This window comes from Streptomyces deccanensis, from assembly GCF_022385335.1.
Lineage (GTDB): Bacteria > Actinomycetota > Actinomycetes > Streptomycetales > Streptomycetaceae > Streptomyces > Streptomyces deccanensis.
Window position 1 is genome coordinate 764,876 of the sequence record NZ_CP092431.1, and the last position, 23,030, is coordinate 787,905.

Genomic DNA, 23,030 nt, shown 5'->3' on the forward strand with positions numbered 1-23,030 from the left:
CATGCCGTTGCTGGCACTGTGGGGTTTCGCGGGGCTGCCTGCCCGCCTGCCGACGCTGGAGATCTGGCGAGCCTGTGCGGACGACGTCACCGGTGCCGAGATCCCGGAGTGCGGTCACTTCATCCCGGAGGAGCAGCCGGAGGCCCTGCTGGCACATCTGCGGCCTTTCCGGGCCGGCACGACGAACCGCTGAGCCTCCACGGTGAGGGAAGCGCTGCCCCTCAGCCGGTCGAGAGCCGACCCGAAGGGCGCGCTGTCCGAGGGGCCTCGACCACGGTGTGATGACCCCGCACGGCGAACGAACCTGGGCAGGGCAGCCGCGGGGCGGCCTCGCCGTAACCGGCGGGGCCGCCCCGCGGTCCGGGCTTCAGGTCGCGACCGGGGCGCCGGCCGGAGCACCTCCCGTGGCGAGGCCAGCAGCCGGGCCGTCGGCCTTGCGCTGCCTGGGCATGAGCAGCGCCACAGCCGCTGCCAGGGCGACGGCACCGGCCCCGAACCAGAGCGCGGGGATCAGCCCGTCCACGAACAGTGAGGCCGATCCGTAGCCGCCCTGGGCGGAGAAGACCGCGGCCAGCGCTGCGACGCCGATGGCGCCGCCGACCTCGCGGATCGCGTTGTTGGCACCGGAGGCGATGCCCTGTTCTTCCGGGCGGACGGTGCTCATGACGAGGTTGGCGCTGGGGGCGAAGAACATGCCCAGGCCGACGCCGCAGACGATCAGCGCGGGCAGCAGGTGGGTGTAGGCGACGTGGGGGCCGACGGTGATGGCCCAGAGCCCGAGGCCGACGGCGTTCAGGGCCATTCCCGCGGTGACGACGGGTGCGCCGCCGATGCGGTCGGCCAGTGCTCCGGCCAGCGGTCCGGCGATCATGGGCATGGCGGTCCAGGGCAGCATCCGTACGCCGGCCTGCATCGGTGAGTAGCCGCCGACGGTCTGCAGGTACTGGCTGAGCAGGAAGATCGACCCGAACATGCCCAGCAGCATCAGAAGGCTGGCGGCGTTGATGGCGCTGAAGGAGCGGTGGCGGAACAGGCGCATCGGCAGCATCGGGTGCTCGGCGCGCAGTTCGTAGAGGACGAAGCCGGTGAGCATGGCGGTACCGGCGAAGAAGCCGACCAGCACGAGGGTGCTGGTCCAGCCTTCGGCGTTGCCGCGCACGAGGGCGTAGACGATGCCGAACAGACCGCCGCTGGCCAAAACGGTGCCCACCAGATCGAGGGTCGGGTTCGGGCCGTGGCTCTCGTTCAGCCGCAGCAGGGCGAGCGGGATCAGCGCCAGACCGAGGGGCACGTTCACCCAGAAGATCCACTGCCAGGACAGGTTCTCGGTGAGTGCGCCGCCGATGAGCGGTCCGGTGGCGACGGCGATGCCGCTGGCCGCGCCCCAGATACCCAGGGCCGTGCCGCGCCGTTCGGCGGGGACGGCGGCCGACAGCAGGGTGAGCGTCAGCGGCGTCACGATCGCGGAGCCGACACCCTGCGCCGCACGCGCGGCGATCAGTTCACCCATCCCCGGTGCGAGGGCGGCGGCGGCCGAGGCCGTGGTGAAGATCGCGAGCCCGAGGGCGAACAGTCTGCGGCGGCCGAAGCGGTCACCGAGGGAAGCACCGAACATGAGCAGCACCGCGAAGGTGAGGGTGTAGGCGCTCACTGTCCATTCGAGGTCCTCGAGGCCGCCGCCGAGGTCCTCGCGGATGGAGGGGAGAGAGGTGACGACGATCAGGTTGTCGAGCGCGGTGATGAACCCGGCCATGCTGGTGATGGCCACGGCCCAGAAGGCGCTGCCGCCCCGAACCCGTTGCTTGCGGTGCTGTTTCATGGCGTTCCCCGCGTTCCCTGGCAGACGTACTTGGCGACGGAGCAATGGACGTGGACGCCGGCGGGCGACGGCATCGGGTGCGACAGCGGGCATCGGCACCGAGCCCGCTCGGTGCCGATGCCCGGGTGTCGGCTCTCAGGGGAGCTGCGGGTAGAGCACCGAGACGCCCCCCGAAAGGGCTGCCTGTGCCTGGCGGGAGCCGTCGTCGGCGAGGATCTCGTAGGCGCCGGCGGCGATGCCGTCCACGGCGATGCGGGCGATGTCGGCCGGGTCGGACTTGGCCGCGTCGACGGTGCGGACCATGTCGGTGTCCATGTAGCCGACGTGCAGTCCGGCCACCCGTATGTTCTGGTCGGCGAGTTGCAGGCGCAGCGTGTTGGTGAGCGACCACTCCGCGGACTTGGCGGCGCAGTAGGCGCCGAACTCCGGGAAGCTGACCCAGGACAGGCCGGACAGGACGTTCAGGATCGCCCCGCCGCCCGCCGCGATCTGGGGTGCGAAGGCGCGGGTCACCGTCAGGGTGCCGAGGAAGTGGGTGTCCATCTCCAGACGGATGTCGTCCAGGTCGGCGGTGAGCAGGTCGGCGCCGGTGGAGGAGCCCGCGTTGTTGACCAGGACGGTCACGTCACCGGTGGCTTTGGCGGCGGCCGCGACGGAGGCGGGGTCGGTGATGTCGATCGCGATCGGCTTGGCGCCGGGCAGGTCGACCTGGGCGGGGTTGCGGGCGCCGGCATAGACGGTGGCGCCGCGGCTCAGCAGTTCGGCGGCGAGGGCCCGGCCGAAGCCCCGGTTGGCTCCGGTGACAAGGGCAGTGCTGGTGGAGAGGTCCATGGAGAGTTCCTGGTGAAGTGAAGTGGAGGGGAGGTGAAGATCAGAGCGCCAAAGGCGTGACCGGGAGGGCCAGTTCATTGTCGTATGATCGTAAGGCTAAGCGGGATGAGCCAGTGATCGCAACCGATCCATGCTTCTGTGATGCCGTCGGGAGGTCGGGACCTGTGCGACACCAGAGGGTTGCGGGCTGGCGATGCGACCGACGCGCGAGGGGCCACGCCGCGTGCACGGCAGGCCCCTGGTCAGGGCGTGACGGAGGCGGACACAGAGCTTGACGATCATCTTTCCGATGCTCTCGCCCCGCATCATGGCGAGGAAGGCGTCCAGGGTGTCCTCCAGGCCGTCCCACACGGTTTCGCGATAGCGGAGCCTGCCCTCGGCGAGCCGGCCGCCGACCTCGCGGACGAAGTCCGGCTGGAGTCCAGCTCTTCGCCGACCATGAACGCCAGGATGGCCGAACGCGTCACGGACAAGTTCCACAGGTTGCGCGGGCCGACGGCCTTTTCCTCGTTGTACTGGCAGACCATCCCGCACAGGACGATCCGTGCGTGCAGCCTGAGCGCGCCAATGGCGGCCTCCAGGTGCTCACAGCCGACGTTGTCGAAGAAGACGTCGATACCGTCCGGCGCCGCCTTGGCCAACTCCTCGGAGACCGGCCCGTTCTTGTTGGCCGACGTTTACTCGTTCACGGAGGCCCTGGACCGGTCGCGTAGATATGTGCTGCTGAAGAGCGGCGCTTTGGAGCCCGCACCACCAGATCCGCCAATGTCTTGCCCTGCTTCCGGTTTCGATGATCGCGGTCGTCATGTCGTCTCCGCGGTCCGCGTGAGTGCGCTGACCATCCCGACGCTACGGACAGCGAGCTGCCAACGGATCGGTCATCGGATCGGTCACGGAGACAGCGAAGTTCGCAAACGCAGGTAGCGCGAGCGCTCCGGCGGCAGCGGCCATGAAGCTTTCAAGGAAATGGACCTGTACAGACGGCGCCAGGAGCAGGCAGCCCTTGACCGGATCCTTGACGCCGCTCGTCAGGGCGGCAGGGCGACGCTGATGCTGTGGGGAGACCCGCCCGGCGTCGGCAAAAAGGCTTTGCTCAACGCGTGGCCGGATCCGCCGTGGCAAACTTCGGCGACCTGCCTGTCGTGGTACTCGTCTTGAGTCGGAGCCGGCCTTCGCCGCGCTGCACGAACTGCTGTGGCCGGTGGCGGAGTGGATCAGCATGTTCCCGGAGCCGCAGGCCAAGGCCCTGAACGGGGCGCTCGGTTCCAGGACGAGGTCACCACATCGACCCGGTCTACTCGCGTGGGCTACTTCCGAGTCGCCCGGCGGCGAGCGCTCGCGCGTACGTCTCACGATTCAACAGAGGGAGTTCGCCAGTGGCGTCCGTGGTGGCGATGTATTCAAGCATCCGCCTCTGGGCTTCCTTCGATTGATCTCTGACCAGGAACTCGGCGTGCTCGAGCTGCAAGCCGTCCTCGAGTGACAGGGAGCTGCCGAAGTAGATGGATCGCTTGATGGCTCCGAGAGATTCCTTCGAGCGCAGGCTCAGATACTCTGCGCGCTCGATCGACCGTGCGAGGACCTTTTCCTTTGGCACCACTTCGTCGACCGCGCCGAGTGAGAGAGCCTCTGCAGGCGTGAACGGCCTGCCTTCGAGAACGGCGACCAGCGTCTGCTGTCTACCGATCAAACGAGGCAGTCGCTGAGAGCCGCCGCCACCCGGTGTCAGGGCGAGCAGGACTTCCGTCAGGCCGATGACGTACTCCCCGTCTGCCATGATGCGCAGATCACAGGCAAATGCCAGTTCCGAGCCGACGGCAAGTGCCGAACCGTTTAGTGCCGCGACGAAGATGGTGCCGCTTGCATTCATCTTCAAAAAGGTGGCATGGAAGCTGTCGAGCTGCAGAAGTGTCTTGAGCCGGGTCATCCCCGCGAGCGTCCTGACAACCGGCACTCTGTTGATGAGTCTCGCCGTGCGCGCTACGAGCTTGGCGATGCGCGTGTTGATTGGCGGGAATCCAGTGCCACCTTCTTGCAGCCAGCGCACATCGGAATGACTCAGGAAGCGGTCAGGATGCGTACCGGTGAAGACGACCGCGCGGATGCCCGGATCCCGGTCTGCACGATCCACCAGCTCTTTCAGCTGCTTGGCGATCTCGGGATCGAACAACGCATGCGGGCCTCCGTCGAAACGAGCGACAAGCACCCCGGCGTCGCCCTCGACGGCAATGTGTCCTGCGGGCTGCGAACTGCTTCTCGACGTGCCCATGTAGTCCTCCGGTGAATGGGGTGTGGTCGATGGTTTCCGGCCCTCGCGCAGGTCACGCTCCACCTGAGACGGCGACGCATTCTGTGCGCAGGGGGCGGGTCGTGCCGGCCCGACGACGGGATTGGCGCCGGTCTCCCGGGCGAAGGTGCCGTCGGGTGGCCCGGTGATACTGATGACGGTCCCGCCCGGCTTGAGCACCCGCAGTGACGTGTCGAGGGTTTCGTCTCCGACCGTGTCGATGACGAGGTCGTGGTCGCCTGGCCCCGACCCGAACGCCTGCTTCTGACAGTCGTTGACGCCGTCCGCGCCGAGGCTCTTCACCAGGTCGGTCTTCGTCGCGCTCGCGGTCGTGGCCACGCTCGCACCGAGATGTTTCGCCTGGTGGATGGCGATGGTACGAGGCACCGGATCGGTCGCGGAGATACTGATGCTGTAGAGCGGTGCTTTTGTCTCTCCCCCCGCACCACCAGATCCGCCAACGTCCTGTCCTTGCTTCCGGTTTCGATGATCGCGGTCGCCATGTCGTCTCCGCGGTGCGCGCGAGTGCGCTGACCGGCCCGACGCTACGGGCAGCGAGCCGCAAGCGGATCGGTCATCGGATCGGTCATCGGATCGGTCACGGAGACGGCGAAGTTCGGATCGCCGTCGGGCCGCGCCTGCGCCGCGCCTTCCGCGCCCGGATCGAGAAGTTGTCCGCGCCTGCCCGCACCGCGCTCCTTCTCGCCGCCGCCGGTCGTCGCCGCAGCGATCGCAACCCCCTGCGCCAGGCCGCACTTGTGCTCGGCCTCGACGCACTCGGGTGGGACCAGGCGATGCACTCGGGCCTGCTCACCACACGCCCGGACGGCCGTGTCTGCTTCCACCCACTGATGGAGGCGGTGGTTGCTCTGCCCGCCGTCACCCATGTGAGTACGGTCATAATTTAAAACCGGCCAGACTCTTGCCGAGCGTTCGTCAACTGTAGTCGTATGGTCGTAAGGCAAAGAAACGGAAGCGGTCGGGCAGCCGAGTTGCGCGAGCCCCGCCGGTCCAGGAGGTTCGCCCTCCCCATCCGAAAGGGACTTCCCGTGAAGTCGCTGGTCGCATCGAAGCTGACGCCGGCAACGGTGGACGAAGCGCGGGAGTCGGGGCAGGCGAAGGCCGATGCGGCTGCGGTGCGACATGGCTTGGGCGCCTCCGGTCCACTCGCCGCTTTTGCCCGGTTCGTTCTGTTCGGCGGCGGTGTCGGGGTCGCGTCCAGCGCCGCCGTGGCGGTGCTCGCAGGACTGATTCCCTGGGCTGTGGCGAACGCGCTGATCACCGTCGCCTCCACTGCGCTCGGCACGGAGCTCCACGCACGCTTCACCTTCGGGACAGGGCGTGCCGGATGGCGCCAGCACTGGCAGTCGGCGGGGTCGGCCACGGCCGCCTACGCGGTGACCTCCGCCGCGGTGTTCGTCCTGCACCTGATGCAACCGTCGGCCGCAACTCTCTACGAGCAAGCCGTCTACCTCGGCGCCGCCGGACTCGCCGGTATCGGCCGTTTCCTGGTGCTGCGCCTGTTCGTTTTCGCCGACAGCGGGACCCGCCCGACAACGCGGGCCATGGGCTCCTCGCCGGCTGGCCGAGCGGGCGCGCAGGTGTCCGTGGTCGCACCGCTTCCTGCACTCTGAGCGGATAGGCGAACATCGGGGCTGACGCGGTGAGCGGTTCCGGGCGGGCATCGGCCCGGGCTTGTGGGCTTCTGTATCGCCGCCGAGGTCGGCAGCGATGTCGACGAGTCCGGCCCGCAGGTCCGCCTCCCGGTCACCGGCAAGGACGGCGCCCAGCAGGTCCTAACGCCTGCCGGCCGCCGGGCGCTGAACGGCCACCTGACCGAGCTCGAGGAGGCCCTCGCCAACCCCGACCACCTCGCTCCTGTCCGCCATCACCTTGAGGAACAGCGCAACGTGAACACCCCGATGCTCCAGGACATCCTCGGCGACCGGAGTGGGCGGACCTCCTTATCCGCGTTGACCGGCGCGGCCTGACCCCGCTGTTCTGGTTACTCGTCCGGCCCTACGGCGATGTGAACCTCCACATGGACACCCGCCTGAACCTCACCGCGGCGACTGTTGCGGGGCCCCGGCACGCGGACGGCGAGCCCGCCCGATCCGCCACGCAGAATGCATGAACCTGCTCCGCTACATGCCCGGGCCGGGCCGCGCCGACATCTCGCCGGGCGCGATACCGACACGCGGCTGCTCTCGACCTGAGTACCGCGGCTCGGCTTTGCCGCCGGCACTCCCGTGGGTCAGTCGCCCAGTTGCCCGGTGAACTGCGCCATGATGGCCGGGTACAGCAGGGCCTGGTCGTCGTGCAGCGTGGACTTCACGTTGCGGCTGAGCTCATCGACGATGGCTTCGGGCCGACCTGCCTCAAGCGCGTCCAGGGCACTGCGGGCCACGTCGGCAGGAGGTGTCTTGGCGACGTCGAAGCCGGCCTGCATGTCGGTGTCGACGGGCCCGACGTGGACGGCGACGACCTCGGTCCCCTGTGTCTTGAGCTGCTGCCTGGCGGCGTTGGTGTAGCTCCACGCGGCTGCCTTCGACGCGCCGTACGTCGCGGCTACGGGGTAGGCCGCCCACGAGGCGACCGAGAGCATGTTGACGAAGGCACCGCCGCCGTTGGCGGCCACGACCGGCGCGAAGGCCTGCGTCATGGAGATGAGCCCGAAGTAGTTCACCTCGAGCTCGCTGCGCGCCACGTCGAGCGACGCGGAGAGGGGGAAGTTGCTGCTGGCGACACCGGCGTTGTTCACGACGATCGAGACGTCGGCGAACTGGGCGGCGGCCGCGGCGACGGCTGCCGGGTCCGTGACGTCCAGCGCGACGGGCGTGAGCCGCGGGTCCGTGATGGAGGCGACATCACGGACAGCCGCGTACACCTTGGTCGCACCGCGGGCGAGGAGCTCGTCCGCGAAGGCCTTGCCGATGCCACGATTGGCACCGGTCACCAAAGCGACCGAACCTTCGATCTTCATGTCTGCCTCTTCTCCTCAGATGGTTCTTCGGGGGTGGGGGCACGCCCAGGTAATGGGGCGTGCCCCCGGGAGGGCTGGTCAGGCCGGCCTCGACGAGCGCGACTGCTGCCCCGGCGCATGACTTCCGTGCCGCCGACGGTCGATGGCCGCGAAACTGTCGGCCGAGACGTGCCGTTCGCCTTTCGCGCGCGGCTGTTTACTCGTCGAGGAACTGAAGGGCGTGCTTCAGGAACCGCTCGGGGTACTGGAACTGCGATCCGTGCCCGGCGTCGGGGTAGATCAACAGCTGGGCGTCGGGGATGTTCTGGGCGAGGTGCCAGGAGTTGATCGAGGCGATCATTATGTCGTTCTCGCCGTTGAGGACCAGCGTCGGCTGGGTGATCGCGTTCAGGTAGGCGTAGGGGTTCTCGCCGGGCAGCGGTTCCCCGTAGGCGATGGCCGCTTCGAACTGCGCCTGTGCGACTGCGGGCGAGCTCGGCGGGTCCTGGTCGACCCGCTGGTGGCGTCGCTCCCAGAAGGCCCGGCCCGCTTCGACCGCGGCCTCGGAGCGGCCGAAGAACAGGAAGACGAAGTCCTCCACGGTGGGGACCGGATTCGCTGCCACCTCGGGCACCTTGGGGTCACTCGTCGGGTCCCCGCCCCGCGGGCTGGTGGCGAGCAGGAGGAGCTTGCGCACCAGCTGCGGGTGGCGCAGCGCGACCTCCTGCGCCTGGTGACCGCCGATCGAGAAACCGAGCAGGTCGACCTGCTCCAGCCCCAGCGCCCGGATGACCGCGGCGATGTCGTCGGCCATGTCCTCCATCCGGTTGCGCGGCGTGCCGGACGACGAGGCGACGCCGCGCCCGTTGAACAGGATGACCTCACGGCCTTCGGCCAGGCCGTCGGTGAGCAGGGGGTCCCAGTGGTCCATCCCCCCGAGGAAGTGCTGGACGAGGAAGATCGGCACGCCGGAGGGCTTGCCCCAGCGGCGGTAGGCGAATCGGTCGCCGTCGACCTCGACGTACTGGGTCGGGGCGGTCACATGCGTGTCACTCATGGTCCGAGCCTTTCTGGAGGGGATGAATAATAGGATGCTGGTCGTAATCTAAAAGTCAAGCTTTTAGATGTCGAATGACATCTAAATCTGCTTGGCTGTCGATCGCAGAACCGTGCGCACATCGTCGCGACGGCCGCCCGGCTGTTCCGTGAGCGCGGTTATGAAGGTGTCGGTGCGGCGGAGCTGATGGCGGCTGCCGGGCGCACCCATGGCGGGTTCTACAAGCACTTCCGCTCCAAGGCCGACCTGATGGCCGAAGCGTCTACGAACGGGCTCTCGCAGACCGCGGCACGGGCAGAAGGGCTGGGCCCCGCCGAGTTCGTCGAGAGCTACGCCTCCCGGGAGCATCGCGACGGGCGCGGCGACGGCTGCACCATCGCGGCCCTCGGCGGCGACGCCGCCCGTCAGCCGGCGGACATCAAGACCGAGTTCGAAGCGGGGATCGAGAACCTGGTGACGGCCCTTCAGGCCCCGAGCGACACACCGGGGGACGCGGACCAGGATCAGCGCGCGACCCGCGCCATGGTGATCGACATGCTCGCCCATTCGATCGGCGCGATCCTGCTGTCGCGGGCATGCCCCGACGATTCTCCGCTGGCGGACGAAATCCTCGATGCCTGCCGCAAGGAGATTCTCGCCTCGCTGACGCACAGCAGCAGCGACCAGCCAGCGGCTCGGAGGACCAAAGCCTGCCCGCAGCCGACCGAGGCGAGTGGCGGGGCTCTCCGGCCGGGAGCCGACGGCCGGGCTGCCGTTGAGGCGTGTCCGGCCGCCAGGGGGACCCCGGTGGGTCGGGGATGGAACCCGCCTGGGGTGTCGCGGTGCCCGCGGGCGCCCTGTGGGGCGCTGGGGTCGGTCGTGGGCGTGGCCGGGGGGAGGAGCTCAGAGGGCTTCGTTGACCCGGCCGATGTACTCGCCCAGCTGGTACTCGACGTCGAGGCCCTTTTCGGCGGCCAGTGCGCCGATCCCGACCGCACGCGCGGCGAATCCCGGCTGGGTCAGCGTGCCCGCGAATTCGCCGAAAGCCGCGACCAGGTGGGCGTCCGGCGGCAGCGTCGCCCGATTGACCTGGGACTTCGCGGTCGCCAGTGCCTGCCGGTCGAAGGAGGCGAGACGGGCGACCGTCGCGTCGACGAAAGCGTCGAGTTCGGCGTCGGGCAGGGTCCGGGTGACCCATCCCCAGCGCTCGGCCAGGTCGGCGTCGTAGTCGGCGCTGGTCAGGATCGCCTCCAGTGCGCGGTCGCGGCCGATGAAGCGCGGCAGCCGCTCGCCGCCGCCTCCGCCGGGGACGAGGCCGATGCCGACCTCGGGCTGGCCGAAGAACGCCTTCTCGCGGCTGGCGTAGCGCAGGTCGCAGGCCAGGGCCAGCTCGTTTCCGCCGCCGCGGGTACGGCCCCGGATGGCCGCGATGCTGACGAACGGAGCCTTGCTCAGCCGCAGGACCGTGTCGGTCCAGACCGGGTTGTCGTCCTCGTGCTCGGGCACGGGGATGCCGCCGGCCTGGGCGGCGTCGAAGTGGTTGATGAAGAAGTCGGGGACTTCACTGCTGAAGACGACGACCTGGATGTCCGGATCGTTCTCCAGCTCCGAAACGATCTTGTGCAGCGCTACGACGGACTCGGGAACCACCAGGTTCACAGGAGGATTCGAGAACGTGATCCTCGCGGTCCGCGGGGTCGTCCGCTCCAGGCGGATCGTGCTGGGCTGGCTCATGGCGTGGTTTCCGTTTCGTAGGGGGCTTGGGCTTGCGTGGCCGTGATCGCGTGCGGCGACCACGGAGTTGTTGGGCTTGGTGGGGTGCGGGTGTCGCCGACTTGCCCGTCGGAGCGGCATCGGCTGTGCCAGTCCCGCCTGCACCTGTGCGGCATGGTGCGGGCTCCGTTCGTTCGAGCTCATGGCGAGCCGGCGCTCGTTCCCCACCGGCCGACGAACCGCAGCCGTCGAGACCGTCCGGCAGCGTACGAACGAGCGGGAAAGGTCAGGCGGACGGAATGACGATCGGGGTGCCGAATAGAAGTTGCTGATGTCGATCACGAGAGGAGCCGCACAGGTGGGGAAGCACTCGACCATGGCCTGCTTGTAGGCCTGGCCGTCGTCGCCGAGGAGCTCGTCGGCAACCTTCAGGTACTCGGCCGTCTCCGCGAGTGGGTGGTTCATGGGTCCTTGAGCGGGTCTGCTGCCGCCTGATGGTGCGCGGAGGAGCGAAATTCTGCCGGTCCGCGGTTGGTGATCTGGTGAGGTGACCGGGTGAGTGAACGCAAGCCGCATCCGAGTGACTTGTCGGACGAGCAGTGGTTGCTGATCGAGCCGGTGATCACCGCGTACTACTTCGCGGCCTGGCGGGGCGACGGGACCGACCAGGTCATTCATGAGCTGGGGTGAGGTGCGCTCATAGTGGAGGGCGCTTTGCTCGCTCCTGGTCCGGCTCCGGATGCGTGAAGGAAATCGGACGGCGACGGGACGCCGGTGGGACGGGAGACGGGTTGCCGAGCAGGTCCGGCGGTTCGGCTCCCGGCCGTTGCCGCTCACTCCTGGTAGTGCGGGAGGACCTTTCCGTTCTTGACGTAGGTGAGGGCGGCGGTGACGTCGTAGGCGTGGATCGCGGAGACCAGCGGTGCCAGCTGGTCGGACAGGTCCTGGATCACCTTGCCGGTGAAGAAGGCATCCCGTGCTGCGGTGTCGGTGAACCCGAGGATGAGGGAGGCGTGGAAGCGCTGGTCGTGGGGGTTGTCGTGGGCGACGTTCGGGGTGTCCCAGAGCTTTTCGATCCAGGGCAGGAACGTCTGCGTGCGCAGCTCCTTCAGCATTCCGGTGCCGGCAAGTACGGGGACGAGCTGCTTCTTGATCAACTTCCGGAACTCGGCCGCACCGGCCTCGTCTCTGCGGCGCAGGTAGACCAGGACGCGGGTCCCGACCTTCTCGCCCGGGCCTGCGACGTCGTACCAACGGGAGGAGTTCGGCGTGCCGGTGTAGAGCAGGGTGCGCCGGAAGACGTTGATCTCGTCGGCGTAGGCCAGCTTCGTCTGCTTGCGCCCCTGTGAGGGCGCAAGCGGCGACTGGAAGGTGACTTCCGCGACGCCGTCGATCTTCCGGTCGACGGGGATCGAGGTCTCCACTCCGCCGGTCGCCGGCCACCGGCCGGGGTTGCGCTCGGCGAGGTGGATCTGGCGGTACTCCTCCAGGCCGGGGGTGGCGGAGATGATCCTTGAGTGCGGGCCCTTCCAGTGGTCCATACCAGTCTGGCGGGGCTGGTCGGTGCGCACCCACAACAGGATCGAGGAGGTGAAGTGCTTCTTCACGTCCAGTTGCACGGCGGCCGGTTGCACGCTCACGGTGTTGCCCTTCTCTTCCTGGTCAGGCGGTGGTCATCCGGCGAGGAACTCGGCGGCGACCGGGGCGAACTCCTCGTGGTACTGGAAGATGCCGCCGTGACCGGAGTCGGGGTAGATGATCAGCTCGCTGCCCTTGATGCGCCGGTGCAGGTCGCCGGAGAGGACCGAGGGGACCATGCGGTCGTTGTCGCCGTTGGCGATCAGCGTGGGCTGGGTGATCTTCGACAGGTCGTCGGGGGTGGAGAGCCCCCACTTCTTGATCGCCTTCAGCTGCGTCTGGAAGGCCTTGAACTTGATGTCCGCGTCGCGGTCGACGGTGCGTTCCTTGAGCCGGTTGACGAAGGCGCGCGCGGCGGTCTTGCCGGCGGCGTTGCGGTTGAAGAACAGGAACTCCTTGGGGTCCGAACGAGTCAGGGTGGCCCGCAGCGTGTCCCAGTAAGTGGTGGCGACGACCTTGTCGATGTCCTTGCCGCCCTTGGGCCCGGTGCCGGTGAGGACGAGCTTGCGGATGAGCTCGGGGTGCTTCACCGCCAGGGCCTGGGCGACCATGCCGCCGAGGGAGAAGGAGAAGACGTCGATCTTGTCGTACCCGAGGGCCTTGACGAAGGTGTAGGCGTCGTCGGCCATCGCCTCGACACTGTCCGGCACCTGGCCGGTGGAGGCTCCGACACCGCGGTTGTCGAAGGCGATGACATGGCGGCCTCTGGCGATGGGGTCGATGATGCGCGGGTCCCAGTTGTCCAGGGTCCCGGCGAGGTGGACGAAGAAGACGACGGGGATGCCGCCCTCGGGCCCCAGCTCACGGTAGGCGTAGGTGACACCGCCGGTGGCGATGGTGCGGGCCGGGGCCTTCGCGTAGGAGGTGATGACGGGTTCGTTCGGGGTGGCCTTGGTGCTCATGGTGGTTTCTCCTTGCTTGTTCTGTGCCGGTGCGGTCTGGACCGTCCGTCGCGGTCGCGGCGGGATCAGTAATTGCCGGTGATGTCCTGCTTTGCCGCGGACGGACCATGGGAGAGGGACTGTGCGACTACCCCTTCCGAGCCGGGGACCCGCACGTCACGAGCGCCATCACCGGGAGGGCGACCCCTAATTGACTTACGATCGTAATGTTATCGGTGTGGCCGAGAGACCGCAAGCGTTCCGAGGCGAGTGGGATCGTGTGGCGGCCTACCGGTCCAGCACCGGCGCACGCCGTCAGCCGCGCGCGTCCCGGCGGAGAACGGGGCGCAGCGTGTGCGGCGGGGAGCGCGCCGCGTCGGCGATGACGAACACCGGAGGATCAGCCGGAAGACCGTCACTGCTCTTGCTGACCGTCTCCCGGCCCAGACCGCCGCGCCCGGCCTGCCCGAGTACCCGGACCACCCCCGCATCCTCGCCGTCTTCAACGAGGTCGCCGGCCCCCCTCCGGGCCCGTGGTGTGTGCGAAGCGCTCGACCACGAAATACCCCGAAGAACATCGAAGGCACCCGGGCCAAGCTGAAACGCATCGTCAGACTCGATGTCCTCACCGGGTCGACGCCGACAACTGCACCAGGCAGCAGTGGCCGCCGCGAAACCCGCGACCAGCGGTTCTGCCTCAGCGCTGGCGAGAAACGGACAGCACCCACGAACTGCCCTCTGCCGCTGGTCGGAGGTCTCACCGCCCAGGAGGGTTTCGAAGACGAACGGAACGCTGTCGATGACCTCGGTATCCGGGGTGACCAGGACGGTGGGGCCGCATCCGCCGCGGGGACCGGGATGCCGGTCGGGTCCATGAGATCGCCGCGCGCCGCCATCTGATCACGTGTGACAGCCGGCGCGTGAATGGGTGCGCTGAAGCGGACCGAGCCCTGGAAGTGGTCCGGGTGTTCATGGGTGATGATGGGCCGGTCCGGCGGTTTGCCGAACTCCTTGGCATATGCGACGACCTCGTCGGCGCCCGCGGTCGAGATCTGGCCGTCCACCGCGACAAACCGGCCCGGGGTCTCGATCAGCTGGGTGGTGACGTTGATGTTGTCGTCGGGAGCCATGTAACTGTGCACCCGCACGTCGCCCTTCTCGATGATGGTGACGGTGCCTCTCATGGTTCAACTCCTTCCGGTGTCCTGCGCGGAGAGGCGTTGTGGGGCCCGGTATGAGTTCTTCTGCCGGGTGCTCGTGCGGGTTCGCGGGCCGAAGCCGGAAACCGCTGGTCACGGGCGGTGTGTGGGGCGGGCGTGTTGTGCTGGAGCGCCGGTTGCGGCTGGTGAGCCGCGTTCGGGCGCTGGGGGCGCGGGCACGCAGCGCGCCGGCGAGTGCGGACCTGCGCCTCGACGTTCCACCCGTCGTCGAGGCCGCCAGGTACCCGCGCATTTCCGGCGGACACGGTCCGTACGTGGCTTCGGGTCATGATGAGCGGCTGGACGGTCGGGTCGACGAGCTTCTGCCCGGGGCCGCCCGCCCGTCGTGGATGTCGAACCGGCGGGCGGCCGTGGTGATCGTGGCGCTGGAGGTGATCCCTTAGGCGTAGGCGTCGTCCGCTGGTCGTGCACGGGTGCTCGCAGGGCGCTGCTCAGTCGCTCTGCTGACGTGCGATGCCGAGGTATTCGCCCAGACGGGACTCCACCTCTTCGACACCTTTCTCGGCGAGTATCTTCTCGAACAGGGGCGCGCTCGCCTGGACCCCTGGCCAGGTCAGGGAGCCCAGGAACTCGGAGTAGGCCGTCAGCAGGTCGGCGTCGGGCGGGAGCGTCGCCCGGTTGACCTGTGCCTTGGCGGTCGCCAGCGCCGTCTTGTCGAAGGACGCCAGTCGGCTGGCGATGCCGTCCACGAAGCCGTCCAGTTCGGCGTCGGCGACGGTGCGGGTCACCCATCCGTACCGTTCCGCCGTGTCGGCGTCGTAGTCGGCGCTGCTGAGGATGGCTTCAAGCGCCCGATCCCGTCCTATGAGCCGGGGCAGGCGCTCCGTACCCCCGCCGCCGGGAACGATCCCGCCGCCGACCTCGGGGTGGCCGAACACCGCGTGCTCGCGGCTGGCGTAGCGCAGGTCGCAGGCCAGGGCCAGTTCGTTTCCGCCGCCCCTGGTCCGGCCGCGGATGGACGCGATGCTGATGAACGGAGCCGTGGCCAGCCGTAGCACGACATCGGTCCACGCCGGCGTGGCCTCCGGATCGGACGGCGACGGCAGGAAGTCAGTGACCCGGCCGAGGTCGAAGTGGTTGAAGAAGTAGCCGGGCGTGCTGCTGGTGAAGAGGACTACGTGAACCTGCGGGTCCTCGCTCAGCTCCGTGACGATCTCGACCAGTCGGGACGCGGTCTCCCCGACGATGAGGTTCACCGGTGGATTCGAGAAGGTGATCCTGCGGATGGCCGGTGTCAGCCGCTCCACACCGATCGTGCTGGGTTGCGTCATCGTGTGCTCCAAGGGTGACTGTGATGGTTTGTCAGCAAGACGTATTTGCCGGGGCCCCTGAGCCGGCAGAGGCGGCGCCCGGAGTCAGGTCTGGCCCGCGTGGTCATGTCGTGCCGCTCCATGCTGTTGCTTCCACCCGATCGGCCCGACGGCGAGCGGGGTAGGCGTGGCGCCGACCGACCGGGTGCGCGGGGCTGTTCGTCGAGGGCGGGCGCGGCGACGTGCCGACGCGGAAGGAGATCGGGACGGCAGTGCGGCGCGGTCCCGGTTTCGAGCTGGTGGCCGCCCGCGGCACTCGTGGTGTTCGGCGCGGCGGGCTGAGCCACTGTCCTGCCGACGTTCTCCGGCTCCGGGGCGCCGTCGTCATGCTTTCTCCTGCGGTGGGGCGCGGGTGTGATGATCACGCCCGACGGTAGGCCGGAGGTGGGGGAAGCGGATCCGCCATCGTGTCCGGCATCGTGTCCGTCAAGACATCGCCAGATGTTGTTGAAGGCGGTGGCCCAAAGTGGCTACGGGCGACCGCAGCCCTTTAAGCTTTCAAGCAAATGGACTTGTACGGACGGCGCCTTGAGCAGGCAGCCCTTGACCGGAGCCTTGACGGCGCCCGTCAGGGATCCGGAGCCACCACGATGTTGTGGGGTGAACCCGGCATCGGTAAGACCGCGCTGCTCGAATACGCGGCCCAGTCAGCCGCCGCGGACTTCACCGTCCTGCGATGTCGCGGTACGCGCCTTGAGTCCGGGCTCGCCTTCGCCGCGCTGCACGAACTGCTGTGGCCGGTGACGGAGCGGATCGGTACGCTTCCGCGGCCACAGGCCAAGGCCCTGAACGGGGCGCTCGGGCTGAGCGACGACGCGGCGGACCGGTTCCTGATCGGCGTGGCCGTACTGACCCTCGTGGGAGAACTGGCCAAGAAGCGGCCGGTCCTGATCGTCGCCGACGACGCCCAGTGGCTGGACGAGCCGTCAGCTCAGTGCCTGGCCTTCGTCGCACGCCGGTTGCGGGATCAACCCGTGGTCATGCTTCTCACCGGTCATGACGATCCCGTCGAGGGCCCCTGGGAGAAACTGGCGGCGATGGAGGTGGGCGGGCTGGACGTGGGCAACGCGACTCTCCTGGCCCGTGCCGCCGCTCCGCACGCGGACGAGGCGGTGATCCGCCGCACGGTCCGTGCGGCGGCCGGCAATCCGCTCGCACTGCGCGAGCTGCCCACGGCCGAAGTGGCCGGCGACCTCTCGGCGTACCCGCTCGGCGATGACCAGTTCGCTGTGGGGCCCCGCCTGCGTCGTTCCTTCCACGCCCGGATCGAGAGGTTGTCGGCGCCCGCCCGCACCGCGCTTCTCCTCGCCGCCGCCGATGACCGCAGTGACCGGGACACCCTGCGCCAGGCCGGCGGCGTGCTGGGCCTCGGCGCGGCCGCGTGGGAGGAGGCCCTGCACTCGGGCCTGCTCACCACGGGATCGGGCGGGCGGATCCGCTTCCGTCACCCGCTCATGGGGGCGGTCGTCTACGACGTGGCGCCGCCCGTGGACCGGCAGGCTGTGCATCACGCGCTCGCCTCCGTGCTGAGCGGTGAGCATGCCGACGAGCTGCGCCCCTGGCATCTCGCCGCAGCGGTGGAAGCCACGGGCGGAACCGACGAGGAGGTGGCCCGCCTGCTGGAGGAGTCGGCCCGCCGATCCTGGGCGCGCGGCGCCTGTGTCACGGCCGCCCGGGCCCTGCGGCGTGCGGCGAGGCTGTCACCCGCGGCGGGCGACGCGGCCCGGCGGCTGTCCTGCGGAGCGAGGGCGGCCTGGGAGGCCGGACAGGTCGATGTGGCGCGGGGCATGCTGGAACGTGCGGAAGGGTTGTCGTCCGAAGCTGTGGTCGGGGAGTTCAGCGAAGGGCTGCGCGGTCTGATCGAGTTCGCGCACGGCGATCTGGCAGTCGCCTGCCGTCGCCTGATCCAGGACATGGAGCGGGTGGCCGACGCGGGGCAGGCATTCACCCTCGGCAGCATGGCGCTGCGGGCGGCGTGGGTGGCCGGGCACGACGAGTTGCAGCGCGAGGCGCTGGAGCGACTGGTGCGGCGGCTTCCGCAGGGGAACTTCCCGAATGCCGACCTGCTGCCGTTGCTGCGCCAATGGTGGACGCAGGACCTGGGAGGCTCGGCCGATGACCGCGACCAGGCCGTGACGCCCGGCGCCGAGGTCCTCAACCGGCTCAGCGGCAGTTCCTGGCTCCTGAAGCCGCCGGCCCCGTTGGCGCTGGCCTGGGGGATCGAGTCGGCCCTGGAGGAGACTCTGCGCTGGGAGATCGACCGGCTACGGACCACGGACGAGATGGTCGCCCTGGCCCATTCGCTGGCCCAGACGGCTGCGCTGGGCACCGCGCAGGGCTCCTGGACCTCGACCGCGGCCGACGCCCTGGAGGGGCTGCGGGTGGCCAGGGAGATCGGTGACGACGACCTGGCGTCGCGGTGCCACAACTGTCTCGGATACCTTGCAGCCGCCCGGGGCGATGAGCAGGCCGTCGCGGATCACGCCGCCCGGGCCTTCGAGGCTTCCGTCCCGCGCAGTGTGCGCGTGCTCTGCGCCGCCGCGCAGTGGACCCTCGGCATGTCGGCGCTGTTCGCCGGCCGGGCCGAGGAGGCCTTGGACTACCTGGTCCGCCTGACCGAGGACGGACACCACGCGGCGCACCCCACCTTCGCGGTGCTCGCCGCGCCGGACACCACCGAGGCCGCCCTCCAGGCAGGACAGCGGGCCACGGCGGAGGAACAGGCGCGGCTGCTGCAGTCGTGGGCCCGGCGGACCGACGCGGCGTGGGCGATCTCCGCGACGCACCTGGTCCAAGCCCTGCTGGCGTCGGGAACGGATGCGGACAAGGAGTTCCGGCTCGCGCTGGATGTCCCCGGAGCCCGGTCGCGGCCCTTCAACTACGCCCGCACGCGCCTGCTGTACGGCGAGTGGCTGCGCCGGGCCGGCCGCCGCAGCGACGCCCGGACCCAGCTGGCCGAAGCCGCGGAGGCCTTCCGGCGGCTGGACGCCGCGCCCCTGCTCGCCCGCGCGCGGGCCGAACAGGAACTGGCCGGGCAGCACCCGCGCCGCGACTCGGCACCGGCCCGGGACACCGCGGCCGTCCTCACCCCGCAGGAGTCTAGAGTCGCACGGCTGGCCGCGATGGGGCTCACCAACCGGGAGATCGGGGCACAGCTGTTGATCAGTCCCCGCACGGTGGCCCATCACCTGGCCAACGTGTTCCCCAAGCTCGGCATCGTCGCGCGCGCCGACCTCGCGCGCATCGACTTCGGGGACGGGCTGCGTCTGATCAATTGACCGGACGCCTTCGGGGACTGAAGGGCACCATCTGGTCCGTTCCGGTCTCGGGCGGAGAGGCCACCCGGTGGCTGACCGACGCCGCTCTCGCACCGGTACCCACCGAAGCCCTGCCGATCGGCGCCAACGGGCTCAGGTTCCACAACGGCGCCCTGTGGATCAGCAACTTCAACAAGGGAACACTGCTGCGGGTACCGATCACCCCCACCGGCGCGGCCGGTCCCATCCGGGTGGTCGCGGGCGGCCTGCCCAACATCGACGACCTCAGCTTCCTGACCCCCTTCTCCGATGTGGTGTTCGCGGCGCAGAACGGCTCCTCCTCGAACAACGGTCCGGACAGGGTCGTGGCGATCTACCCGGACGGCAACTACAAGGCCATTCTGACCAGCGCGGACGGTCTGGCCTCTCCCTCCGCGACCGCGGTCCGCGGCGACCGGCTGTACATCACCGACGGCGGGGTCCCCGAGCCCCACGACGCGAAACTGCAGACCGCCAGGATCAACTTCCCCGCTCTCCTCGCCCACGCGGCACACTGACCCGACCAGCGGCAGCCGGGCGAGGACTTCCTGGCGATCGCGCGCAGCAAAGCCGTCGAGAGGTTCACCGAACACACGGTGGTCGACCGCGACGCGCTGGAGAGGGCCCCCGGGTGGGGGCTGGATCATCGATGACGCCTTCCCTGACAGGGGCAACAGGTCACCGATTGAAGCGACGATCAGTTCTGCCCGGCATCCAGCATTGCCAGGGCGTTGCGGATGCCCTGTCCGAGGAGTCCGTCGGCGAGCCGCCGGTCGGCCAGGGCCCGGGAGAGCTGCAGTGTCCCGGCCAACATGCCGAGGAGGCCAAGTGGAAGGGCCGATGCGCGTACATCGCCTACATACTCACCGCCGCTCCTGCCTGCCGGATCATGCCAAGGCGATCGGTGGCCTCACCCTCGAGGGCCCAGTCGAGACGTCGTTTCGTGAGCTGCTGCCACGGACTTCCCGCGCCGATCGGTTGCAGTCCTTGGCCTGAGCGCGGACCACCAACGCTCGATCAGCCGGTCATCCAGCCGCATTCACCGACTGTTGGGACAGAGGCCTCTGGACTCTCCTCCCCGGGCGGCTTGTTACCGGTCATCAGTGCGTGAATTCCGCTGACACTGCGGGAGTTCTAAAGGCGTCCTGTAGCCGACCGGTGTCGCACCAGGTCACGACGACTTTTGACACGCCGTACACGCTGGTGGACCCGCGTGACCTGAAGAAGCTGCCCCTGACGGGAACGTCGGTGCTGCTGGAATGCCTCCAATTGTGCCGCGAAGGCAGCCATGCGCTACCGGCGGGAACGGACCGTAATCGCGATCGCCATGGCGCCGATGAAAGCGAAGGTCATAAGCACGCCGGACCTGAGGTGCATTGCCGAATCCTGCATCGTTCCCTCACGGCAAACCGCCTCGGCACCGAAGGCCAGCGGCCCGGAGAAACAAGAAGGCCCGGCATCCCCGAGTGGGAGGGTGCCGGACCGCGATCACCAAGTGGTGCGGGCGGGTGTCAGTTGGCCGGTGCGCGCAGGAGGCGTTCCCGGGTGGCTGCGGGCAGCACTCGCCGCAGAACCGGGGCGGTCGAGCTGAGGGACGCGGCGAAGGCGGCGACGAGATCGTGCGGAACGCTGGCGGCGAAGGAAGCCGCCCACAGACATGGTGCACCGAGCGCAGGCTCGGACCACGCCTGCCACCCGGCCGGTCCCGCTTCGTCGGCCTCGGCCGTCAAGGCGTGTGGGTCGGCGTCCTGAATGAGGGGCGGAACCTCGCCGAGGCTGATGTGCGAGGTGAACGTCGGATCCGTCGCCGCCGTCTGGGGCTGGTCGACGTCGCGAAACCATCCATGGGCCGCGACAGCGTCGAGGACCAGCTCGGATCCGCCGAGCGGCACGGCAGGCTGCTCATGGGCGTCGAGCGCGATCAGGAATTCCGCCAGCGCCTCGCCAGGAACATCGCGGGTGAAGTAGGCCGACCACTGAGCGAGCGGACTGTCCGCCTCGCCGCGAGCGGAAATCTGCCAAGCGATCGGCAACTCGCCCAGATGGAACGGCTCGTCCGCCAGGCACCACTGGGCCCAGCGCAGGGCGTCAGGGCTGACATGCAGAACGGTGCTGCGCAGGACTTGCCGGTCCTCCGGCGCCTCGTCCGGCACCTGCCGTCCGCGGACGATCGTCAGGCCCGCCCAGCCCAGGCCGGCCAGTGTGTCGGCGACGGTGTCGTAGAGGCGCCCGTCGTCACCGGCCAGATACCGGGGACCGACCCAGAACGCGGGTGGTCCGCCGTAAGAAGCGGACGAGTCGGGCGGAAGGTCGGGATACAGGGGCGCCTCCAAGGGCTCGGTGCGGGTCTAGCTGCCGCCGGCATGGCGGCGAGGGCGGATCGGGGGCGCCTGGACCGGGCCCTGCCACGTCAGGGCGATGGCGACCTCGGGCGGCAGATGGCCGAGCTGTGCGTCCGGGGCCGGGCCTTCGGCGAGGTAGACGACGGTCCGGCCGGTCTCGTCCACCGACTCCAGAACCTGCGCCAAGCGGTGTGCCATCGGGGCGAAGGGGTTCATGGCCTGGCGGACCGGAGCCCTGCAGTCGCAGCCGGACAGCAAGTCGATGAGATCGCCGACGGTCATCTCCGAGAACGTCACGAAAAGCCTCCTGTAGCGCGCGAGGAAAGAATGGGGAGCGGCGGTACGGGCCGGCGCTTGGCACGGCCAGCCGAGCGGATGGCAGACACTTCCTGTAGGTGTCCGCGTGTCAGAGGCTCGGAAGTTCTCCAGCACGCGCATTAGGCTGCGGGGATCGCGGCCGCGTCTCGGTGTCAAAGGAGGTGGCAGCCACGGTGTGTTGGCAGTGTCGGTGACGACGATCTTCCAACCCTCACCGTCCGCGCCGGCGTGGCCGAGCGGGATCAGCCGAGGCACAACCTGCCGCCGTTCAAGCTGACGTGCAAGTCCGCACGCTCATCGACGATCAGAAGGACGTCCTCCGCAAGATCTTGTCCATGACCAGCAGCGGGCGGCCGAGGCCGAGCTGCCACTCGCGCAGTCGCGAGGCTAGGACGGTAGTGGAGAAGCAAGGGCCTACAGACGTTACGGATCATTACCTATCTGACCTGGGACTTCTTCCAAGGTCGTCCACGTTGACATGCTCTCGCACACCTTGGCCAGTCTTTCCTGTCTGCCCGCGGCGAACTTGCCCCGACGAACTCGTGTCCTTGACGACGTGTGGGATCTCAGATTCCGTGTCGGAATCTCACTCCTGGTATCGGATCTAAGTCGGGTTTGATCCCATTTCTCTGGTCCGGTTCTCGTTGTATCTGTCACGGTCGTCTTGGGCAGGTACGCGGAGCCGGGGGTGGCGATGCATCTGAGTCCGGTCGATGTCGAGTGGGCTGATGGCGAAGGCGGCGGGCTGAGGAAGTCCGTACTGGAGGCGGTGTCCCAGGTTCCACTCGGGTCGGTGCTCCCGGGTGCGGAGGTTCACGTCGTACGCGCGCAGCGGCACTTCGCGGGCTGCTACTGGGCCGCGACGACAGCGTCGCTGGTGGGGTTCGAGTCGTGGCTGGAGCGGGACCGGGCCATACTCTTCGACCACGACCGACGGGTGGTTGGGCTGGCCTCGCAGCCGTTCCGGGTCACGTGGCAGGGTACGACGCGCCAGGTCTCGCATACGCCGGACTACTTTGCGCGGCTGGAGGACGGTTCGGGTCTGGTCGTCGATGTCCGGCCGGCCGGACCGGGTCGGCCCGGAAGATTCGGTCAAGGCTTCGGTGACCGAGGAGATGTGCCAGGAGATGGGCTGCTGGTCCTACGTGCTGGTGCACGAGCCCGATCCGGTGGAGATGGCCAACGTCCCCTGGCTGTCTGGCTATCGGCATCCGCGCAACCGATCGGTGACGTCCCGAAGCGGCTCATGGACACTTGCGGGGATGCGCGGTTGCTCATGGACGGGGCCGCGGCGGTGGGGGCCCCTGTCCGTCCTGCCGACGCTTTACCACCTGCTGTGGCGCGGTGACCTGCGTCTTGACCTGGCGGTGCCGCTGG

21 protein-coding genes and 2 pseudogenes are annotated in these 23,030 nt (G+C 68.8%); 9 read left to right on the plus strand and 14 right to left on the minus strand.

What is annotated here, in order from left to right; all coding sequences use genetic code 11:
* Position 1: 1 nt before the first annotated feature.
* A complete protein-coding gene (locus tag L3078_RS03515; protein WP_239750611.1) occupies positions 2–193 on the plus strand; it encodes an alpha/beta fold hydrolase in 192 nt (63 codons plus the stop codon).
* 174 nt (positions 194–367) lie between these two features.
* Here the strand turns inward: L3078_RS03515 and L3078_RS03520 are convergent, their stop codons facing one another.
* The 5 genes from L3078_RS03520 to L3078_RS03540 all read right to left on the minus strand — a co-directional run bounded on the left by L3078_RS03520 (position 368) and on the right by L3078_RS03540 (position 5,824).
* Positions 368–1,819, minus strand: a complete 1,452-nt coding sequence (locus L3078_RS03520) for a DHA2 family efflux MFS transporter permease subunit (protein ID WP_239750613.1) — start codon at positions 1,817–1,819, stop codon at positions 368–370.
* 135 nt (positions 1,820–1,954) lie between these two features.
* Positions 1,955–2,650: an SDR family oxidoreductase gene (locus L3078_RS03525; protein ID WP_239750614.1), complete on the minus strand. Its 696-nt coding sequence runs from the start codon at positions 2,648–2,650 to the stop codon at positions 1,955–1,957.
* A gap of 305 nt (positions 2,651–2,955) precedes the next feature.
* A complete protein-coding gene (locus L3078_RS03530; RefSeq protein ID WP_239750615.1) occupies positions 2,956–3,291 on the minus strand; it encodes an MDR/zinc-dependent alcohol dehydrogenase-like family protein in 336 nt (111 codons plus the stop codon).
* Positions 3,292–3,944: 653 nt separating this feature from the next.
* Positions 3,945–5,324: an enoyl-CoA hydratase-related protein gene (locus L3078_RS03535; protein WP_275593119.1), complete on the minus strand. Its 1,380-nt coding sequence runs from the start codon at positions 5,322–5,324 to the stop codon at positions 3,945–3,947.
* Between the two features lie 158 nt (positions 5,325–5,482).
* Positions 5,483–5,824 (minus strand): hypothetical protein, encoded by a 342-nt coding sequence (locus tag L3078_RS03540; RefSeq protein WP_239750617.1) that lies wholly within the window; start codon positions 5,822–5,824, stop codon positions 5,483–5,485.
* 162 nt (positions 5,825–5,986) lie between these two features.
* On the opposite strand from L3078_RS03540, the gene L3078_RS03545 reads away from it, so the two are divergent.
* On the plus strand, positions 5,987–6,571 hold the full coding sequence (locus tag L3078_RS03545) for a GtrA domain-containing protein (RefSeq protein ID WP_420864034.1): 585 nt from the start codon (positions 5,987–5,989) through the stop codon (positions 6,569–6,571).
* Positions 6,572–6,634: 63 nt separating this feature from the next.
* Positions 6,635–6,928: a hypothetical protein gene (locus L3078_RS03550; RefSeq protein ID WP_239760747.1), complete on the plus strand. Its 294-nt coding sequence runs from the start codon at positions 6,635–6,637 to the stop codon at positions 6,926–6,928.
* A gap of 263 nt (positions 6,929–7,191) precedes the next feature.
* On the opposite strand, the gene L3078_RS03555 is transcribed toward L3078_RS03550, so the two are convergent.
* A complete protein-coding gene (locus tag L3078_RS03555) occupies positions 7,192–7,920 on the minus strand; it encodes an SDR family oxidoreductase (RefSeq protein ID WP_239750618.1) in 729 nt (242 codons plus the stop codon).
* Positions 7,921–8,116: 196 nt separating this feature from the next.
* Entirely contained in the window at positions 8,117–8,956 is an 840-nt protein-coding gene (locus tag L3078_RS03560; RefSeq protein WP_239750619.1) for an alpha/beta fold hydrolase, read from the minus strand.
* 141 nt (positions 8,957–9,097) lie between these two features.
* On the opposite strand from L3078_RS03560, the pseudogene L3078_RS03565 reads away from it, so the two are divergent.
* Positions 9,098–9,157 (plus strand): annotated as a pseudogene (locus L3078_RS03565) (hypothetical protein); the annotation flags it as partial.
* 681 nt (positions 9,158–9,838) lie between these two features.
* Here the strand turns inward: L3078_RS03565 and L3078_RS03570 are convergent.
* Entirely contained in the window at positions 9,839–10,669 is an 831-nt protein-coding gene (locus L3078_RS03570) for an enoyl-CoA hydratase/isomerase family protein (protein WP_239750620.1), read from the minus strand.
* Between the two features lie 534 nt (positions 10,670–11,203).
* Here L3078_RS03570 and L3078_RS03575 point away from each other — a divergent pair.
* Positions 11,204–11,332, plus strand: a pseudogene (locus L3078_RS03575) (transposase); the annotation flags it as partial.
* Between the two features lie 149 nt (positions 11,333–11,481).
* On the opposite strand, the gene L3078_RS03580 reads toward L3078_RS03575, so the two are convergent.
* From L3078_RS03580 to L3078_RS03590, 3 genes are all read right to left on the minus strand, one after another.
* Positions 11,482–12,288 carry a strictosidine synthase gene (locus tag L3078_RS03580; RefSeq protein ID WP_239750621.1) on the minus strand — a complete coding sequence of 269 codons (807 nt, stop codon included), beginning with the start codon at positions 12,286–12,288 and terminating at the stop codon, positions 11,482–11,484.
* A gap of 33 nt (positions 12,289–12,321) precedes the next feature.
* The gene (locus L3078_RS03585) at positions 12,322–13,188 is read right to left on the minus strand and encodes an alpha/beta fold hydrolase (RefSeq protein ID WP_239750623.1); all 867 of its coding nucleotides are present in this window, start codon (positions 13,186–13,188) and stop codon (positions 12,322–12,324) included.
* Between the two features lie 294 nt (positions 13,189–13,482).
* Positions 13,483–13,650, minus strand: coding sequence for a hypothetical protein (locus L3078_RS03590; protein WP_239750624.1), 168 nt, complete (start codon positions 13,648–13,650; stop codon positions 13,483–13,485).
* A 991-nt stretch (positions 13,651–14,641) separates the two neighbouring features.
* Here L3078_RS03590 and L3078_RS44515 point away from each other — a divergent pair.
* Positions 14,642–14,770, plus strand: coding sequence for a hypothetical protein (locus L3078_RS44515; RefSeq protein ID WP_275593120.1), 129 nt, complete (start codon positions 14,642–14,644; stop codon positions 14,768–14,770).
* Positions 14,771–14,818: 48 nt separating this feature from the next.
* Here the strand turns inward: L3078_RS44515 and L3078_RS03595 are convergent, their stop codons facing one another.
* Positions 14,819–15,658, minus strand: coding sequence for an enoyl-CoA hydratase/isomerase family protein (locus L3078_RS03595; RefSeq protein ID WP_239750625.1), 840 nt, complete (start codon positions 15,656–15,658; stop codon positions 14,819–14,821).
* A 545-nt stretch (positions 15,659–16,203) separates the two neighbouring features.
* Between L3078_RS03595 and L3078_RS03600 the strand changes: the two genes are divergently transcribed.
* Positions 16,204–18,975: an ATP-binding protein gene (locus L3078_RS03600; protein ID WP_239750626.1), complete on the plus strand. Its 2,772-nt coding sequence runs from the start codon at positions 16,204–16,206 to the stop codon at positions 18,973–18,975.
* Positions 18,972–19,511: a hypothetical protein gene (locus tag L3078_RS03605; RefSeq protein ID WP_239750627.1), complete on the plus strand. Its 540-nt coding sequence runs from the start codon at positions 18,972–18,974 to the stop codon at positions 19,509–19,511. Before L3078_RS03600 ends, L3078_RS03605 begins: the two co-directional genes overlap by 4 nt.
* A 993-nt stretch (positions 19,512–20,504) precedes the next feature.
* Here the strand turns inward: L3078_RS03605 and L3078_RS03615 are convergent.
* The gene (locus L3078_RS03615) at positions 20,505–21,326 is read right to left on the minus strand and encodes an SPDY domain-containing protein (protein ID WP_239750628.1); all 822 of its coding nucleotides are present in this window, start codon (positions 21,324–21,326) and stop codon (positions 20,505–20,507) included.
* Positions 21,327–21,341: 15 nt separating this feature from the next.
* Positions 21,342–21,632 carry a hypothetical protein gene (locus L3078_RS03620; RefSeq protein WP_239750629.1) on the minus strand — a complete coding sequence of 97 codons (291 nt, stop codon included), beginning with the start codon at positions 21,630–21,632 and terminating at the stop codon, positions 21,342–21,344.
* A gap of 715 nt (positions 21,633–22,347) precedes the next feature.
* Between L3078_RS03620 and L3078_RS44880 the strand changes: the two genes are divergently transcribed.
* A complete protein-coding gene (locus tag L3078_RS44880; RefSeq protein WP_420864159.1) occupies positions 22,348–23,001 on the plus strand; it encodes a TnsA-like heteromeric transposase endonuclease subunit in 654 nt (217 codons plus the stop codon).
* Positions 23,002–23,030: the final 29 nt, after the last annotated feature.

Coding starts and splice junctions, on each gene's coding strand:
- L3078_RS03515 (WP_239750611.1), top strand. CDS start 2: ATGCCGTTGCTGGCACTGTGGGGTTTCGCGGGGCTGCCTGCCCGCCTG.
- L3078_RS03520 (WP_239750613.1), bottom strand. CDS start 1,819: ATGAAACAGCACCGCAAGCAACGGGTTCGGGGCGGCAGCGCCTTCTGG.
- L3078_RS03525 (WP_239750614.1), bottom strand. CDS start 2,650: ATGGACCTCTCCACCAGCACTGCCCTTGTCACCGGAGCCAACCGGGGC.
- L3078_RS03540 (WP_239750617.1), bottom strand. CDS start 5,824: ATGGGTGACGGCGGGCAGAGCAACCACCGCCTCCATCAGTGGGTGGAA.
- L3078_RS03555 (WP_239750618.1), bottom strand. CDS start 7,920: ATGAAGATCGAAGGTTCGGTCGCTTTGGTGACCGGTGCCAATCGTGGC.
- L3078_RS03560 (WP_239750619.1), bottom strand. CDS start 8,956: ATGAGTGACACGCATGTGACCGCCCCGACCCAGTACGTCGAGGTCGAC.
- L3078_RS03570 (WP_239750620.1), bottom strand. CDS start 10,669: ATGAGCCAGCCCAGCACGATCCGCCTGGAGCGGACGACCCCGCGGACC.
- L3078_RS03585 (WP_239750623.1), bottom strand. CDS start 13,188: ATGAGCACCAAGGCCACCCCGAACGAACCCGTCATCACCTCCTACGCG.
- L3078_RS03595 (WP_239750625.1), bottom strand. CDS start 15,658: ATGACGCAACCCAGCACGATCGGTGTGGAGCGGCTGACACCGGCCATC.
- L3078_RS03600 (WP_239750626.1), top strand. CDS start 16,204: ATGGACTTGTACGGACGGCGCCTTGAGCAGGCAGCCCTTGACCGGAGC.
- L3078_RS44880 (WP_420864159.1), top strand. CDS start 22,348: ATGCATCTGAGTCCGGTCGATGTCGAGTGGGCTGATGGCGAAGGCGGC.